12 protein-coding genes, 1 rRNA gene and 1 riboswitch are annotated in these 14419 nt (G+C 70.3%); of the genes, 12 read left to right on the top strand and 1 reads right to left on the bottom strand.

All coding sequences use genetic code 11. The features are described from left to right. Positions 1–140 precede the first annotated feature (140 nt). The 11 genes from rrf (at position 141) to IE286_RS01970 (ending at position 10642) form a co-directional block, all read left to right on the top strand. Positions 141–257 (top strand): 5S ribosomal RNA (gene rrf / locus IE286_RS02020). A 114-nt stretch (positions 258–371) separates the two neighbouring features. Then, entirely contained in the window at positions 372–980 is a 609-nt protein-coding gene (gene clsA, locus IE286_RS02015; protein WP_189794794.1) for a cardiolipin synthase ClsA, read from the top strand. A 117-nt stretch (positions 981–1097) separates the two neighbouring features. Then, positions 1098–3593: a mannose-1-phosphate guanyltransferase gene (locus IE286_RS02010; RefSeq protein ID WP_189794793.1), complete on the top strand. Its 2496-nt coding sequence runs from the start codon at positions 1098–1100 to the stop codon at positions 3591–3593. 245 nt (positions 3594–3838) lie between these two features. Beyond that, positions 3839–4705 carry a DUF881 domain-containing protein gene (locus tag IE286_RS02005; RefSeq protein WP_229861911.1) on the top strand — a complete coding sequence of 289 codons (867 nt, stop codon included), beginning with the start codon at positions 3839–3841 and terminating at the stop codon, positions 4703–4705. After that, on the top strand, positions 4702–5034 hold the full coding sequence (locus IE286_RS02000) for a small basic family protein (protein ID WP_006134295.1): 333 nt from the start codon (positions 4702–4704) through the stop codon (positions 5032–5034). Before IE286_RS02005 ends, IE286_RS02000 begins: the two co-directional genes overlap by 4 nt. Positions 5035–5044: 10 nt before the next feature. After that, positions 5045–5917: a DUF881 domain-containing protein gene (locus tag IE286_RS01995; RefSeq protein ID WP_189794791.1), complete on the top strand. Its 873-nt coding sequence runs from the start codon at positions 5045–5047 to the stop codon at positions 5915–5917. Positions 5918–6047: 130 nt separating this feature from the next. Further along, a complete protein-coding gene (locus tag IE286_RS01990; protein ID WP_189794790.1) occupies positions 6048–6932 on the top strand; it encodes an FHA domain-containing protein in 885 nt (294 codons plus the stop codon). Between the two features lie 56 nt (positions 6933–6988). After that, the gene (gene ftsR / locus IE286_RS01985) at positions 6989–7726 is read left to right on the top strand and encodes a transcriptional regulator FtsR (protein ID WP_189794789.1); all 738 of its coding nucleotides are present in this window, start codon (positions 6989–6991) and stop codon (positions 7724–7726) included. Between the two features lie 84 nt (positions 7727–7810). Then, complete coding sequence (locus IE286_RS01980; RefSeq protein WP_189794788.1) at positions 7811–8284, top strand: bifunctional nuclease family protein; 474 nt, start codon at positions 7811–7813, stop codon at positions 8282–8284. 213 nt (positions 8285–8497) lie between these two features. Beyond that, complete coding sequence (locus IE286_RS01975; protein ID WP_189794787.1) at positions 8498–9181, top strand: MerR family transcriptional regulator; 684 nt, start codon at positions 8498–8500, stop codon at positions 9179–9181. A gap of 78 nt (positions 9182–9259) precedes the next feature. Continuing rightward, positions 9260–10642, top strand: coding sequence for a DNA polymerase IV (locus IE286_RS01970; RefSeq protein ID WP_189794786.1), 1383 nt, complete (start codon positions 9260–9262; stop codon positions 10640–10642). Positions 10643–10733: 91 nt separating this feature from the next. On the opposite strand, the gene IE286_RS01965 is transcribed toward IE286_RS01970, so the two are convergent. Continuing rightward, positions 10734–11111: a PRC-barrel domain-containing protein gene (locus IE286_RS01965; RefSeq protein ID WP_189794785.1), complete on the bottom strand. Its 378-nt coding sequence runs from the start codon at positions 11109–11111 to the stop codon at positions 10734–10736. A gap of 110 nt (positions 11112–11221) precedes the next feature. Next, positions 11222–11317: riboswitch (glycine riboswitch) on the top strand. 173 nt (positions 11318–11490) lie between these two features. On the opposite strand from IE286_RS01965, the gene gcvP reads away from it, so the two are divergent. Continuing rightward, complete coding sequence (gcvP, locus tag IE286_RS01960) at positions 11491–14376, top strand: aminomethyl-transferring glycine dehydrogenase (RefSeq protein ID WP_189794784.1); 2886 nt, start codon at positions 11491–11493, stop codon at positions 14374–14376. The last annotated feature ends 43 nt before the right edge of the window (positions 14377–14419 follow it).

Genomic DNA, 14419 nt, shown 5'->3' with positions numbered 1-14419 from the left:
GCCGGATCTGGAAGCACGGTGACGTGTGGAGGTGACCGGTACTAATAGGCCGAGGGCTTGTCCTCAGGTGCTCGCGTTCACTGTGTTGGTTCTGAAGCAATGAACAGCCAACGGCTGGTTGGTTGATTGTTTCATAGTGTTTCGGTGGTCATAGCGTAGGGGAAACGCCCGGTTACATTCCGAACCCGGAAGCTAAGCCTTACAGCGCCGATGGTACTGCAGGGGGGACCCTGTGGGAGAGTAGGACGCCGCCGGACAATTCTTGGAGCTCTGGCTCCTGGGCAACAGCAACAGCCCAGGAGCCAGAGCCTTTTTTGCGTTGCGGTAAGGTCAGGAGGCAATGTCGTCACATTCCTCCAGGAGGCTCCCGGGTGGAGGTCCAGGAGACCCGGATCCAGACGGACCGGGTCCTCACCATCCCCAACATCCTCAGCATGGCACGGCTCGTCGGCGTGCCCCTCTTCCTGTGGCTGATTCTCAGGCCTGAGTTCGGCGGCCCCGAGAGCGACGGCTGGGCGCTGCTGGTGCTCGCCCTGAGCGGTGTCAGCGACTATCTGGACGGCAAGCTGGCACGCCGGTGGAACCAGATCAGCAGCCTGGGCCGGCTGCTCGACCCCGCGGCGGACCGCCTCTACGTTCTGTCCACCCTCGTCGGCCTGACCTGGCGCGACATCCTGCCGATCTGGCTGACCGCGGTACTCCTCGCCCGGGAACTGATGCTTCTGGTGGCCGTCGGTGTGCTCCGGCGCCACGGCTACCCGCCGCCGCAGGTCAACTTCCTCGGCAAGGCCGCGACCTTCAGCCTCATGTACGCCTTCCCCCTGCTGTTGCTCAGTGACGGACGTGGATGGATCCCGTCACTCGCTGCTATTTTCGGATGGGCGTTCGCCGGATGGGGTACGACGCTCTATTGGTGGGCAGGAGTCCTCTACGTGGTTCAAGTCCGCCGCCTGGTCCGTGCGGACGCCATGGCCGACTGAACTCGCACATTCCGGCAGCCGTGACGGGCTCCGATGGCTCGCCTCGAAAAAGTGCGGGACAATCGGAACGGGTGAAGTCGGCTAGATCGTCGTCTCTTGGAGGAGGACGCTTCCGACATGAAGGCCGTCGTGATGGCCGGAGGAGAAGGCACGCGCCTTCGTCCGATGACCTCGAGCATGCCGAAGCCGCTGCTGCCAGTGGCCAACCGGCCGATCATGGAGCATGTGCTGCGGCTGCTCAAAAGGCATGGGCTCAACGAGACCGTCGTCACAGTGCAGTTCCTCGCGTCGCTCGTCAAGAACTACTTCGGTGACGGCGAAGAACTCGGCATGGAGTTGACCTATGCCAACGAGGAGAAGCCGCTCGGTACCGCCGGAAGCGTCAAGAACGCCGAAGAGGCGCTGAAAGACGATGCCTTCCTGGTGATCTCCGGCGATGCACTGACCGACTTCGACCTCACCGATCTCATCCGGTTCCACAAGGAAAAAGGCGCCATGGTGACGGTGTGCCTCACCCGGGTGCCCAACCCCCTGGAATTCGGTATCACCATCGTCGACGAAGAAGGCAAGGTCGAGCGCTTCCTGGAAAAGCCGACCTGGGGACAGGTCTTCTCCGACACCGTCAACACGGGCATCTATGTGATGGAGCCGGAAATCTTCGACTACGTCGAACCCGACGTCCCCGTCGACTGGTCCGGCGACGTCTTCCCGAAACTGATGAAGGAAGGCAAGCCCATCTACGGCTATGTCGCCGAGGGCTACTGGGAGGACGTCGGCACCCACGAAAGCTATGTGAAGGCGCAGGCCGACGTGCTGGAGGGCAAGGTCGACGTCCAGCTCGACGGCTTCGAGATCTCGCCGGGCGTCTGGGTCGCGGAGGGCGCGGAAGTGCACCCCGACGCCGTCCTGCGCGGACCGCTCTACATCGGCGACTACGCCAAGGTGGAGGCCGGCGCCGAGATCCGCGAGCACACGGTCATCGGCTCCAATGTCGTCGTCAAGAGCGGCGCCTTTCTGCACAAGGCCGTCGTCCACGACAACGTGTACATCGGCCAGCACAGCAACCTGCGCGGCTGCGTCGTCGGCAAAAACACCGACATCATGCGCGCCGCCCGCATCGAGGACGGCGCCGTCATCGGCGACGAATGCCTCATCGGTGAAGAATCGATCGTGCAGGGCAATGTGCGGGTCTACCCGTTCAAGACGATCGAAGCCGGTGCCTTCGTCAACACCTCCGTCATCTGGGAATCGCGCGGCCAGGCACACCTGTTCGGCGCCCGCGGGGTCTCCGGCATCCTGAACGTGGAGATCACCCCGGAGCTCGCCGTACGCCTCGCCGGCGCCTATGCGACCACGCTCAAGAAGGGCGCCACCGTCACCACGGCCCGCGACCACTCCCGCGGCGCCCGCGCCCTCAAGCGGGCGGTCATCTCCGCACTGCAAGCCAGCGCCATCGACGTCCGCGACCTGGAGAACGTGCCGCTGCCCGTCGCCCGCGAGCAGACCGCGCGCGGCAGCGCCGGCGGCATCATGATCCGCACGACGCCCGGTGTGCCGGACTCGGTGGACATCATGTTCTTCGACGGGCAGGGCGCCGACCTGTCCCAGGCCGGGCAGCGCAAGCTGGACCGAGTCTTCGCACGCCAGGAGTACCGGCGGGCCTTCCCGGGCGAGATCGGCGACCTGTACTTCCCTTCCAGCGTCTTCGACTCCTACACCGGCTCGCTGCTGCGCAACGTCGACACCACCGGGATCGCCGAGTCCGGGCTGAAGGTCGTCGTGGACGCCTCCAACGGCAGCGCCGGCCTCGTCCTGCCGAGCCTGCTGGGCAAGCTCGGCGTCGACTCCCTGACCATCAACCCCGGCCTCGACGAGTCCCGGCCTACGGAGACCGAGGACATGCGCCGCAAGGGCCTGGTGCGCCTCGGTGAGATCGTCGCGTCCTCCGGGGCCGCCTTCGGTGTGCGCTTCGACCCGGTCGGCGAGCGGCTGTCGCTGGTCGACGAGAAAGGCCGCATCATCGAGGACGACCGGGCGCTGCTGGTCATGCTCGACCTGATCGCCGCGGAACGGCGCAGCGGCCGGGTGGCGCTGCCGGTGACCACCACCCGCATCGCCGAGCAGGTGGCCGCCTACCACGGCACCCAGGTCGAGTGGACGACCACCTCGCCGGACGACCTGACACGGGCCGGCCGCCAGGAGGGCACCATCTTCGGCGGCGACGGCAAGGGCGGTTTCATCGTCCCCGAGTTCAGCAGCGTCTACGACGGCACGGCGGCCTTCGTCCGGCTCATCGGGCTGGTGGCCCGCACCCAGCTCACGCTCAGCCAGATCGACGCCCGGATCCCGCGCGCCCACGTCCTCAAGAAGGACCTGGCCACGCCGTGGGCGGTCAAGGGCCTGGTGATGCGGACCGTGGTGGAGGCGGCCGGAGACCGGCACGTCGACACCACCGACGGCGTGCGGGTCGTGGAGAGCGACGGCCGCTGGGTGATGGTGCTGCCCGACCCGGCCGAGGCGGTCACCCACCTGTGGGCCGAGGGACCGGACGACGCCTCCGCCCAGGCCCTGCTCGACGAGTGGTCGGCGGTCGTCGACAGCGCCGGACGCTGACGGCAAGGCACCGGTGACGGCCGGCGCGCTGGGCGGTGCCCGTGCGCCGGCCGTCCGGACGGACCGTATGTCCCGGTCAAACGGACAGCACGCGCGTGCCGGACAAGTGTCCCTGCAACGGGCCTGTCCGGCACGCCGGTGGGGCCGTTCGGAGGTACGGCCCGGCACGTGCGACGATGTGCGGCATGCCGCAGCAACCCCTCGATCGGCGTACCCCCGCGCGGCCTTCCCGTCCGGACGCCTCCATGTCGTTGATCACCAACGTGATGGATCACAGCCTCGACGACGGCTATGCCGAGGCAGCCGCCCGGAAGAAGGACCCGGGCCGGCGCGGCCTGCCGAAGACCCTGCGGGCGCGGCTGGGGCTGGCCGGCGGCCTGGTGCTGGCGGCCGCGGTCGTGACCCTGGGCGCCGCGCAGGCACGCGAGGCGGCCCCGGTGGTCGCCAAGGAGCGTCAGGAGCTGATCGACCGCATCGACCGTGAGACGGCCTTTGCGGACAAGCTCCAGAGCAGCGTCGACGCGCTGCGCGCGGATGTGGGCGCGCGGCAGCGGCAGGCCCTCAGCCACAGCGGCGGCGACGCCCGCGCCGAACTCGTGGGAGTCCTGTCGGGCGCCACGGCCGTGCACGGGCCGGGCGTCGAACTCGTCGTCGACGACGCCAAGGAGGCCTCCACCGGCGCGGACGGCGGTCCCCGGGTGTCGTCCGGGTTCTCCGACACCGGCCGGGTGCGCGACCGGGACATGCAGCGCGTCGTCAACGGACTGTGGCAGTCCGGGGCCGAGGCGATCGCCATCAACGGGCAGCGGCTGACCGCCCTGTCGGCGATCAGGGCCGCGGGAGACGCCATACTGGTCGACAACAGGCCGCTGGTGCCGCCGTACACGGTGCTCGCGGTGGGGGACGGGCAGCGGCTGAGCAGCAGGTTCCAGAACAGCGCCGACGGGCTGTACCTGCACGCGCTCCAGGACGACTACGGCATCCGTACCGCGATCTCCGTGGAGAACGACCTGAAGCTGCCCGCCGCACCGAGTGTGATCTTGCGCACCGCACAGCCGGCCGGGACGTCCGGACAGCCGAACGCACAGAAGACTGAGAAGGGCACATCGTGATCGCCGTACTGGGCCTCATCGTGGGAGTCGTGGCCGGACTGTTGGTCCGGCCCGAGGTTCCGGCGGTCGTCGAGCCGTACCTGCCGATCGCCGTCGTGGCGGCGCTGGACGCCGTCTTCGGCGGATTGCGGGCCATGCTCGACGGCATCTTCGACGACAAGGTGTTCGTGGTGTCGTTCCTGTCGAACGTGGTCGTCGCCGCGCTGATCGTGTTCCTGGGCGACAAGTTGGGGGTCGGAGCCCAGCTGTCCACCGGCGTCGTGGTCGTGCTCGGCATCCGTATCTTCTCCAATGCCGCGGCCATCCGGCGGCACGTCTTCCGGGCGTGAGACGACAACGATGAGCGACGCGAAAGAACTGCCCGGCGCACAGCCGGTGCCCGCACCACCCGAGAGCCGCGAGAACAGGCTGCGCCGAGAGCTGCCCCCGGAGGTGCCCGGACGGGCACCCGAGGAGCCCGTCGGTGCCGCTGAGGAACAGCAGCCCGAGCTGACCGGCCGGCAGCGCCTGGTCCAGGGGCTGTGGCCGCCGCGCTTCACCCGCAACCAACTCGTCGTCGCCGTTCTGCTGTTCGGCCTGGGCTTCGGGCTGGCGGTGCAGGTCGCCTCCACCAGTGACAGCAGCAGTGCGCTGCGGGGCGCCCGTCAGGAGGATCTTGTGCGCATCCTCGATGAACTGGACGACCGCACACAGCGTCTTGAGGACGAGAAGCAGGGTCTCGAAAAACAGCGTCAGGAGCTGGAGAACAGCTCCGACCAGGCCGAGGAGGCCCGGAAGCAGACGCTCGAGAAGGAGAGGCAACTCGGCGTGCTGGCAGGCACGGTGGCCGCGCAGGGACCCGGCATCACCATGACGATCGAGGACACGAAGGGGACGGTCCAGGCGGACATGCTGCTCGACGCGATACAGGAGCTGCGCGCGGCCGGAGCGGAAGCCATCCAGGTCAACGGGGTACGCGTGGTCGCGAGCACGTACCTGACGGACTCCGGCAAGGACGTGGACGTCGACGGGAACAAGATCGAAGCGCCGTATCGTTTCAAGGTCATCGGCAAACCGCAGGACCTGGAACCGGCGCTCAACATCCCTGGAGGCGTGGTGCAGACGCTGGAGAAGGAGCAGGCCACCGTGAGCATCGAGCGGTCGGACAAGATCGTCGTGGACGCCTTGCGAGCGGCGAAGCAGCCTGACTACGCTCGGTCGTCCTCCCAGTGACCCGGGGGTGCATGACGACCGTCCGGCGAGGGCATGAGGTTGCGGGGGGTCGGCGCACCGGCTCGGCGGTGCGTGATGGAAACTGTCTGGTGGATACGGACGTTGTGAGGATGTCCGGTTCGACCGGCCTATGCAGTCAGGGTTCGTCCTGCCCCACGGGCGGGTCTGTTTCGGTCAAGGGGAATCGCCCGTGAAGTTGTTTGCGAAGTTGTTCGGCAAGAGCGCGCGAGAGGACAGCGGCAACGCGACCGCCCGCCACCGCGCCCAGCCCGATGCGGAAGGCCAGCGTCCGCTCTTCCGCGACCAGGTCCCGGGGCCGGCCGGAGGCAATTCCGGCACACCGGGCGCGGCGTCTGTTGACCCTGCCCAGGCCGGCGGCATAGGTTTCGGCCAACCGTCAACCTCACGTACGGGTGGAGGGCTAGCCGGCGACCCGTACGCGTCACCCGCCCCGGCGGGGCAGCCGCGGCAGGAGGATCCGTCCATGTCCGCCCTGGTGTGTTCGCGGTGCGCTCACCACAACGCGGAGAACAGCCGCTTCTGCTCCCACTGCGGTGCGCCGCTGCGGCCCGGTGCCGTGCCGGAGCGTGCGTCGGAGACGACGTCGACGATCTCCATCTCCGGTCTGGAGGCCTACGACTCGGAGAGCACCGGCCAGACGCCGATGCTCTCGCCGGAGGCCCTGGCCGCCGTGGAGGCGCTGCCGGCCGGCTCGGCGCTGCTGGTGGTGCGCCGCGGTCCGAACTCCGGCAGCCGCTTCCTGCTGGACGGCGAGGTGACCACGGCGGGGCGTCATCCGGAGAGCGACATCTTCCTGGACGACGTGACGGTCTCGCGCCGCCACGTGGAGTTCCGTCGCGGTCCGGACGGCGTGTTCAGGGTGGCCGACGTCGGCAGCCTGAACGGCACCTACGTCAACCGGGAGCAGATCGACGAGGTCGCGCTGTCCAGCGGTGACGAGGTGCAGATCGGCAAGTACCGGCTGGTCTTCTTCGCGAGCCGGCAGGGCTACTGAACCTGCCGGTGCCCGGCCGGCCAGTCCTCCATCCGGCCAGACCCCAGGGAAGGTCCATGCTTCGAACACCGAGCGGTGGCGTCGGCAGCGGCGCCGCCGCCGCGGACGGCGAGCTGATGAGCATCGGCGCGGTGCTGAACGTGCTGCGCGAGGAGTTCCCCGAGGTCACCATCTCCAAGATCCGTTTCCTGGAGTCGGAGGGGCTCGTCGAGCCACGGCGGACCCCGGCGGGGTACCGCAAGTTCAGCGCCGAGGACGTCGAGCGGCTCGGCCGGGTGCTGCGGATGCAGCGGGACCACTACCTGCCGCTGAAGGTCATCCGCGAGTACCTGGACGCCGTCGAGCGCGGCGAGGCCGTCCAGCTGCCGGTGCTCGGCCGGCAGCGCGACGGCGAGCCGCTGCCGACGCCCCCCGAGGCTCCCCCGGGGGCCCGGATCGGGCGGGACGAGCTGCTCGAGGCCGCGGAGATCGCGGAAGGGGAGCTGGAGGAGTGGGAGTCCTGGGGGCTGCTCACCCCGATGGAGGACGGTGTCTACGACGCCGAGGCGGTCACCGTGGCCTCGCTGGTGCGGGCCCTGGGCGGCTTCGGCATCGAGCCCAGGCACCTGCGGTTGATGAAGGCCGCCGCGGACCGGGAGGCCGGGCTGGTCGAGCAGGTGGTGGCGCCGCTGAGGCGGCACCGCAACCCGCAGACCAGGGCGCACGCCGAGGCCCGTGCCAAGGAGCTGGCCGCACTGACCCTGAAGCTGCACTCCGCGCTGGTGCAGAGCGCCCTCGGGGTGCGGCTGCCCTGAGCCGTCGGCGCCGCCGCGACCGGAGCACCGTCCCGTTCCCGGCCCGACTACCCAAACGTCCCGGGGTCGGCCTAGGGTTGCTGTGTGAACGAGCTCGATGTCGTAGGTGTCCGGGTCGAGATGCCCTCCAACCAACCGATCGTGCTGCTGCGTGAAGTGGGAGGCGATCGGTACCTCCCCATCTGGATCGGACCGGGGGAGGCGACGGCGATCGCCTTCGCCCAGCAGGGGATGGCCCCCGCGCGACCGCTGACCCACGACCTGTTCAAGGACGTGCTGGAGGCCGTCGGCCAGGAACTGACCGAAGTACGGATCACGGACCTGCGGGAAGGCGTCTTCTACGCGGAGCTGGTCTTCGCCAGCGGAGTCGAGGTGAGCGCACGGCCGTCCGACGCCATAGCGCTGGCCCTGCGCACCGGCTCGCCGATCTTCGGCAGTGAGACGGTCCTCGACGACGCGGGCATCGCCATTCCCGACGAGCAGGAGGACGAAGTGGAGAAGTTCCGCGAATTCCTCGACCAGATCTCGCCGGAGGACTTCGGCACCAGCAACCAGTGACCTCCGGGGCCCGCCGCCGGTCGCGTGGTCACACGCGGTGACCGGGGGTGCCCGTCCGGCCCCCGGACGGCATTCGGCTAGCCTTTCCCCGCGGTGAGGCACGAGAAACCACTCGTAGGGTGATTATCACTCGGCGTGCCGAGTGTGGCGATCGTTGACGCACCCCCGGTGACTGCCTACCGTCGAGGAGGCAGGTCAAGGACGGAGGTCGGCGTGAGAAGCAGCGGCGACGGTACGGCTGGGGGCGTTCCCGGACGCGGTGTCGGAAAGAGCGGCACGTACTCTTCCCCGGGCTCCCGGCTCCGCTCCACGGGATACCCGAAGCAGGGCGGGGCGGCCGATCACTCTCCGCTGCGGCCCCTGCCCGCCCCGAGCAGCAGCACCGGGGCGGCGACCGTGGGGTCCGACCAGATCGGCTACCGCGGCCCGACGGCCTGCGCGGCGGCCGGCATCACCTACCGGCAACTGGACTACTGGGCGCGCACCGGGCTCGTCGAGCCGAGCGTGCGGCCCGCCTACGGCTCCGGCACGCAGCGTCTGTACAGCTTCCGGGACGTCGTCGTCCTGAAGATCGTCAAGCGGTTCCTGGACACCGGGGTGTCCCTGCAGAACATCCGGACCGCCGTCCAGCACCTGCGCGAGCGCGGCTTCCGCGACCTGGAGCGCATGACGCTGATGAGCGACGGCGCCACCGTCTACGAATGCACCTCGCCCGACGAGGTGCACGCCCTGCTCCAGGGCGGCCAGGGCGTGTTCGGGATCGCCGTCGGCGTGGTGTGGCGCGACGTGGAGAGCGCGCTGTCCCAGCTGCACGGGGAGCGCATCGACACCGGGGAGACCCTGATCGGCCACAACCCGGGCGACGAGCTGGCCCGGCGCCGCAACCGGGCCGTCTGACCGCGCCCGCCCGGCCCGCTCTTCCGCGGTCCTCCAGGTGCCCGCGCGGTGTCAGTGGTGTGGTGCAGCATCTAACACGTGAGGACCACACCGACGATCCTGCATCTCGACATGGATGCCTTCTTCGCCCAGGCGGAGCAGGCGTCCAAGCCGAGCCTGCGCGGCAAGGCCGTCGTCGTCGGCGGCCTCGGACCGCGCGGGGTGGTGTCGACCGCGTCGTACGAGGCACGTGCCTTCGGGGTGCACTCGGCGATGCCGATGGCCCAGGCGCGGCGGCTGGCACCGCACGCCGCCTACCTGGTGCCGCGCTTCGCCTTCTACCGCTCCATCAGCGAGCAGGTGATGGGGCTGCTGCGGACCCTGTCGCCGCTGGTGGAGCCGCTCAGCCTGGACGAGGCGTACGTGGACCTGGAAGCCGGCCAGGCCGCCTGGGACGCGGATTCGGCCGAACGGGTGGGCAGGAAGCTGCGCGCCGACATCCGGGCCGTCACAGGACTGACCGGCTCGGTGGGCCTCGCGGCCTCCAAGATGCTCGCCAAGATCGCCTCGGAGCAGGCGAAACCCGACGGGCTGGTCCTCATCCCGCCCGGCACCGAACGCGACCTGCTCGCGCCGATGCCGGTGCGGACCCTGCCCGGCGTCGGCCCGGCCACCCAGAATCATCTGCGCCGGGCCGGGATTCACACCGTCGGCGAACTCGCCGAGGCCGGCGAGGACGAACTCGTCCGGCTGCTGGGCAAGGCCCACGGGCACGCGCTGTACGCCATGGCGCTGGCCCACGACGAACGGCCGGTGGTGGCCGAGCGGGAGGCGAAGTCGGTGTCCGTCGAGGACACCTACGACGTCGACATCCACGACCGGCTGCGGGTGGGACTGGAAGTGCGCAGGCTCGCCGACCGCTGCGTCGGACGGCTGCGCGCGGCCGGGCTGTCGGGACGCACGATCGTGCTGAAGGTACGGCGGTACGACTTCTCCACCCTGACCCGGTCCGAGACCCTGCGCGGCCCCACCGACGACGTGGCGGTGGTGCGCGAGGCGGCCGCCCGGCTGCTGGACGCGGTGGACACCACGGGCGGCGTACGGCTGCTCGGGGTGGGGGTGACCGGGCTCGCCGACTACACGCAGGAGGACCTGTTCGCGCAGGCGGCCGGAGGGCAGCGGACACCGCCGGGCGAGGAGCCCGCGGACGAGACGGTCCCGGAGCCGTCCGGACCCGCCGAGCGGCAGTGGCGCGCGGGCCACGACGTGCGGCACGAGGAGTACGGGCACGGCTGGGTGCAGGGCAGCGGCCTGGGCCGGGTCACCGTCCGGTTCGAGACGCCGCACTCGGCACCGGGCCGGGTGCGCACGTTCCTCGTCGACGACCCGGCCCTGCAGCCCGCCGAACCGCTGCCGCTGGTGTGCACCGGTCCCTCCGGCGCGCCGGAGGACGCCGGGCTCGGAGGGGGCACGGCGGCCTGAGGGCTCCCGGGGTGCCCGGCACCCGCACCGGCGGACCTGGGCACGGTGCCGGGCCGGTGCCGGATGCTCCGTCCGGATGGGCAGCCGCCGGTCAGGTCTCCTCCGAGCCCGACCCCGCCAGCTTGCCGAAGTCCCGGTCCGGCAGCGGCTCGGGGGCGGACACGTCGAGGCCGTAGTGGCGGTAGAGCCGCAGTTCCTGCTCGGGGGAGAGATGGCGGCCGACACCGAGGTCCGGGGCCTGTCTGATCACGGCCCGCTCGAAGGGGATGCGCAGGACGCCGTCCACCAGTTCGCTCGGTTCCAGCGGCGCGAAGGCGTCACGGGAGAACAGGCCGGTGCGTATGGCCGCCCACTCCGGCTCGCCGGTCGCGTCGTCGAGGTAGACCTCGTGGACGGTGCCGATCTTGCGGCCGTTGCGGTCGATGGCTCTCCGGCCGATCAGACTGCGCGGATCGATGTCGCTCTGCACGTATCCTCCACTGGGTCGCATCTCATCCGTAAGCACAACAAAAAGGCAGAATCGGCCGGACGGCCACCCGAGTCGGCCGTCCTGCCCGCTGGTACGCTGACAGCGGCTGCTGACCCCGTGCGGGAGAGTCCCCCGGCGACCGCCGGAGGCGCCGAAGGAGCAAATCCTCCCCGGAAACTCTCAGGCCCCTGTACCGCACGGACGAGGTCACTCTGGAAAGCAGAGCGGGTGTCGACGGCTTCCGCTCTCACCGACGGTGAAAACCGGGTGCCCTAGGGCAGTCCGGTGAAGCTCTCAGGTCGATGACAGAGGGGGAGGCCGTCGGGACACCCGAGCCGTGGTGTCCCTCGAAGGTCGCGTCAGACCAGGAGGCCTCCGCATGACCGCCCAGCGCATCCCCCTCTCGCAGCTCGAACGGGGTACGCCCTTCGAACACCGCCACATCGGCCCCGACCAGGAAGCCAGGGCCAAGATGCTCGCGCAGGTCGGGTACGGCTCGCTCGACGAGCTGACCGCCGCCGCCGTCCCCGAAGTGATCAAGAGTGCCGACGGGCTCGACCTGCCCGGCGCCCGCACCGAGGCGGAGGTGCTGGACGAGCTGCGCGCGCTGGCCGGCCGCAACCAGGTCCTCACCTCGATGATCGGGCTCGGCTACTACGGCACCTTCACCCCGCCGGTCGTCCTGCGCAATGTCCTGGAGAACCCCGCCTGGTACACGGCCTACACGCCGTACCAGCCGGAGATCTCACAGGGCCGGCTCGAGGCGCTGCTGAACTTCCAGACCATGGTCGCGGACCTCACCGGGCTGCCGACCTCCGGAGCCTCCCTGCTCGACGAGGGCACCGCCGCCGCGGAGGCGATGGCGCTGTCCCGGCGCGTCGGCAAGAACAAGAAGGGACTGTTCCTGGTCGACGCGGACGCCCTGCCGCAGACCGTCGCCGTGGTCCGTACCCGCGCGGAACCGACCGGCGTCGAGGTCGTCGTCGCCGACCTCAGCGACGGCATCCCGGCCGATGTCGCCGAGCGCGAGATCAACGGCGTCCTGCTGCAGTACCCGGGCGCCTCCGGCGTGGTGCGCGACCTGAAGCCGGTCATCGACCAGGCGCACGAGCTGGGCGCCGTGGTCACCGTCGCCGCCGATCTGCTCGCCCTGACCCTGCTGAAGTCCCCCGGCGAGCTGGGCGCCGACATCGCCGTCGGCACCACCCAGCGCTTCGGCGTGCCGATGGGCTTCGGCGGACCGCACGCCGGCTACATGGCCGTCCGCGAGCAGTTCACCCGCAACCTGCCCGGCCGTCTGGTCGGTGTCTCCGTCGACGCCGACGGTGCCAAGGCCTACCGTCTCGCGCTGCAGACCCGCGAGCAGCACATCCGCCGCGAGCGGGCCACCAGCAACATCTGCACCGCGCAGGTGCTGCTCGCCGTGATGGCCGGCATGTACGCCGTCTACCACGGCCCCGACGGCCTGCGGGACATCGCCCGGCGCACCCACCGCTACGCCGCGATCCTCGCCGCGGGCCTGCGCTCCGGCGGCGTGGAGATCGTGCACGACGCCTTCTTCGACACCGTCACCGCGCGGGTGCCCGGCAAGGCCGCCGAGGTGGTCGCCGCCGCCCGGGACAAGGGCGTCAACCTGCACTTCGTCGACGCCGACCAGGTGCTGGTCGCCTGCGACGAGACCACCCGGCGGGCCCACCTGGAGGCCGTCTGGGCCGCCTTCGGCACCGAGGGCGACATCGACGCGCTGGACGCGGCCACCGAGGACGCCCTGCCCACCGCGCTGGAGCGCACCGACGCCTGCCTGACCCACCCGGTCTTCCACCAGCACCGCTCCGAGACCGCGATGCTGCGCTACCTGCGCAGGCTGGCCGACCGCGACTACGCGCTGGACCGCGGCATGATCCCGCTCGGCTCCTGCACCATGAAGCTGAACGCGACCACGGAGATGGAGCCGGTCACCTGGCCGGAGTTCGGGCAGCTGCACCCCTTCGCGCCCGCCGAGCAGGCCGAGGGCTACCTCACGCTCATCCATGAGCTTCAGGACCGGCTCGCCGAGGTCACCGGTTACGACAAGGTCTCCCTGCAGCCGAACGCCGGTTCCCAGGGCGAGCTGGCGGGCCTGCTGGCCGTGCGCGGCTACCACCGGGCCAACGGCGACGAGCAGCGCACCGTGTGCCTCATCCCGTCCTCCGCGCACGGCACCAACGCAGCCAGCGCGGTGATGGCCGGCATGAAGGTCGTCGTCGTCAAGACCGCCGAGAACGGCGAGATCGACGTCGAGGACCTGCGGGCGAAGATCGACAAGCACCGCGACGAGCTGGCGGTCCTCATGATCACCTACCCGTCCACGCACGGGGTGTTCGAGGAGCACGTCGCGGACATCTGCGCCCAGGTGCACGAGGCCGGCGGCCAGGTGTACGTCGACGGCGCCAACCTCAACGCCCTGGTCGGCCTGGCCAAGCCGGGCCACTTCGGCGGCGACGTCTCCCACCTGAACCTGCACAAGACCTTCTGCATCCCGCACGGCGGCGGCGGCCCCGGCGTCGGCCCGGTGGCGGTGCGCGCCCACCTGGCGCCGTACCTGCCCAACCACCCGCTGCAGCCGTCGGCCGGCCCGGCGACCGGCGTCGGCCCCGTCTCGGCGGCGCCGTGGGGCAGCGCGGGCATCCTGCCCATCTCCTGGGCGTACCTGCGCCTGATGGGCGGCGAGGGTCTCAAGCGGGCCACGCAGGTGGCGGTGCTGTCCGCGAACTACATCGCCAAGCGCCTGGAGCCGCACTACCCGGTGCTCTACACCGGCCCCGGTGGCCTGGTGGCGCACGAGTGCATCATCGACCTGCGCCCGCTGACCAAGGCGACCGGTGTGACCGTGGACGACGTGGCCAAGCGGCTGATCGACTACGGCTTCCACGCGCCGACGATGTCCTTCCCGGTGGCCGGCACGCTGATGATCGAGCCGACCGAGTCGGAGGATCTGGCCGAGCTGGACCGCTTCTGCGACGCGATGATCGCGATCCGGGCCGAGATCGACAAGGTCGGCGCGGGCGAGTGGCCGGCGGACGACAACCCGCTGCGCAACGCCCCGCACACCGCCGGTTCCCTGGCCGGCGCCTGGGAGCACCCTTACAGCCGTGAGGAGGCCGCCTTCCCGGGCGGAGTGCCGGCCGCGGACAAGTACTGGCCGCCGGTGCGCCGGATCGACCAGGCCTTCGGCGACCGCAACCTCGTCTGCTCCTGCCCGCCGCCGGACGCCTACGAGGACTGATCCACCGGACGGACGGCGCGGCCGCGGTGGCCGCGCCCCGCGA

This window comes from Streptomyces thermodiastaticus (assembly GCF_014656135.1).
In the GTDB taxonomy this organism is placed as follows: domain Bacteria; phylum Actinomycetota; class Actinomycetes; order Streptomycetales; family Streptomycetaceae; genus Streptomyces; species Streptomyces thermodiastaticus.
This window is presented reverse-complemented; position numbering and strand designations above follow the sequence as displayed.

Coding starts and splice junctions, on each gene's coding strand:
- IE286_RS01995 (WP_189794791.1), top strand. CDS start 5,045: ATGAGCGACGCGAAAGAACTGCCCGGCGCACAGCCGGTGCCCGCACCA.
- ftsR (WP_189794789.1), top strand. CDS start 6,989: ATGCTTCGAACACCGAGCGGTGGCGTCGGCAGCGGCGCCGCCGCCGCG.
- IE286_RS01990 (WP_189794790.1), top strand. CDS start 6,048: ATGCAGTCAGGGTTCGTCCTGCCCCACGGGCGGGTCTGTTTCGGTCAA.
- gcvP (WP_189794784.1), top strand. CDS start 11,491: ATGACCGCCCAGCGCATCCCCCTCTCGCAGCTCGAACGGGGTACGCCC.
- IE286_RS02010 (WP_189794793.1), top strand. CDS start 1,098: ATGAAGGCCGTCGTGATGGCCGGAGGAGAAGGCACGCGCCTTCGTCCG.
- IE286_RS02005 (WP_229861911.1), top strand. CDS start 3,839: ATGTCGTTGATCACCAACGTGATGGATCACAGCCTCGACGACGGCTAT.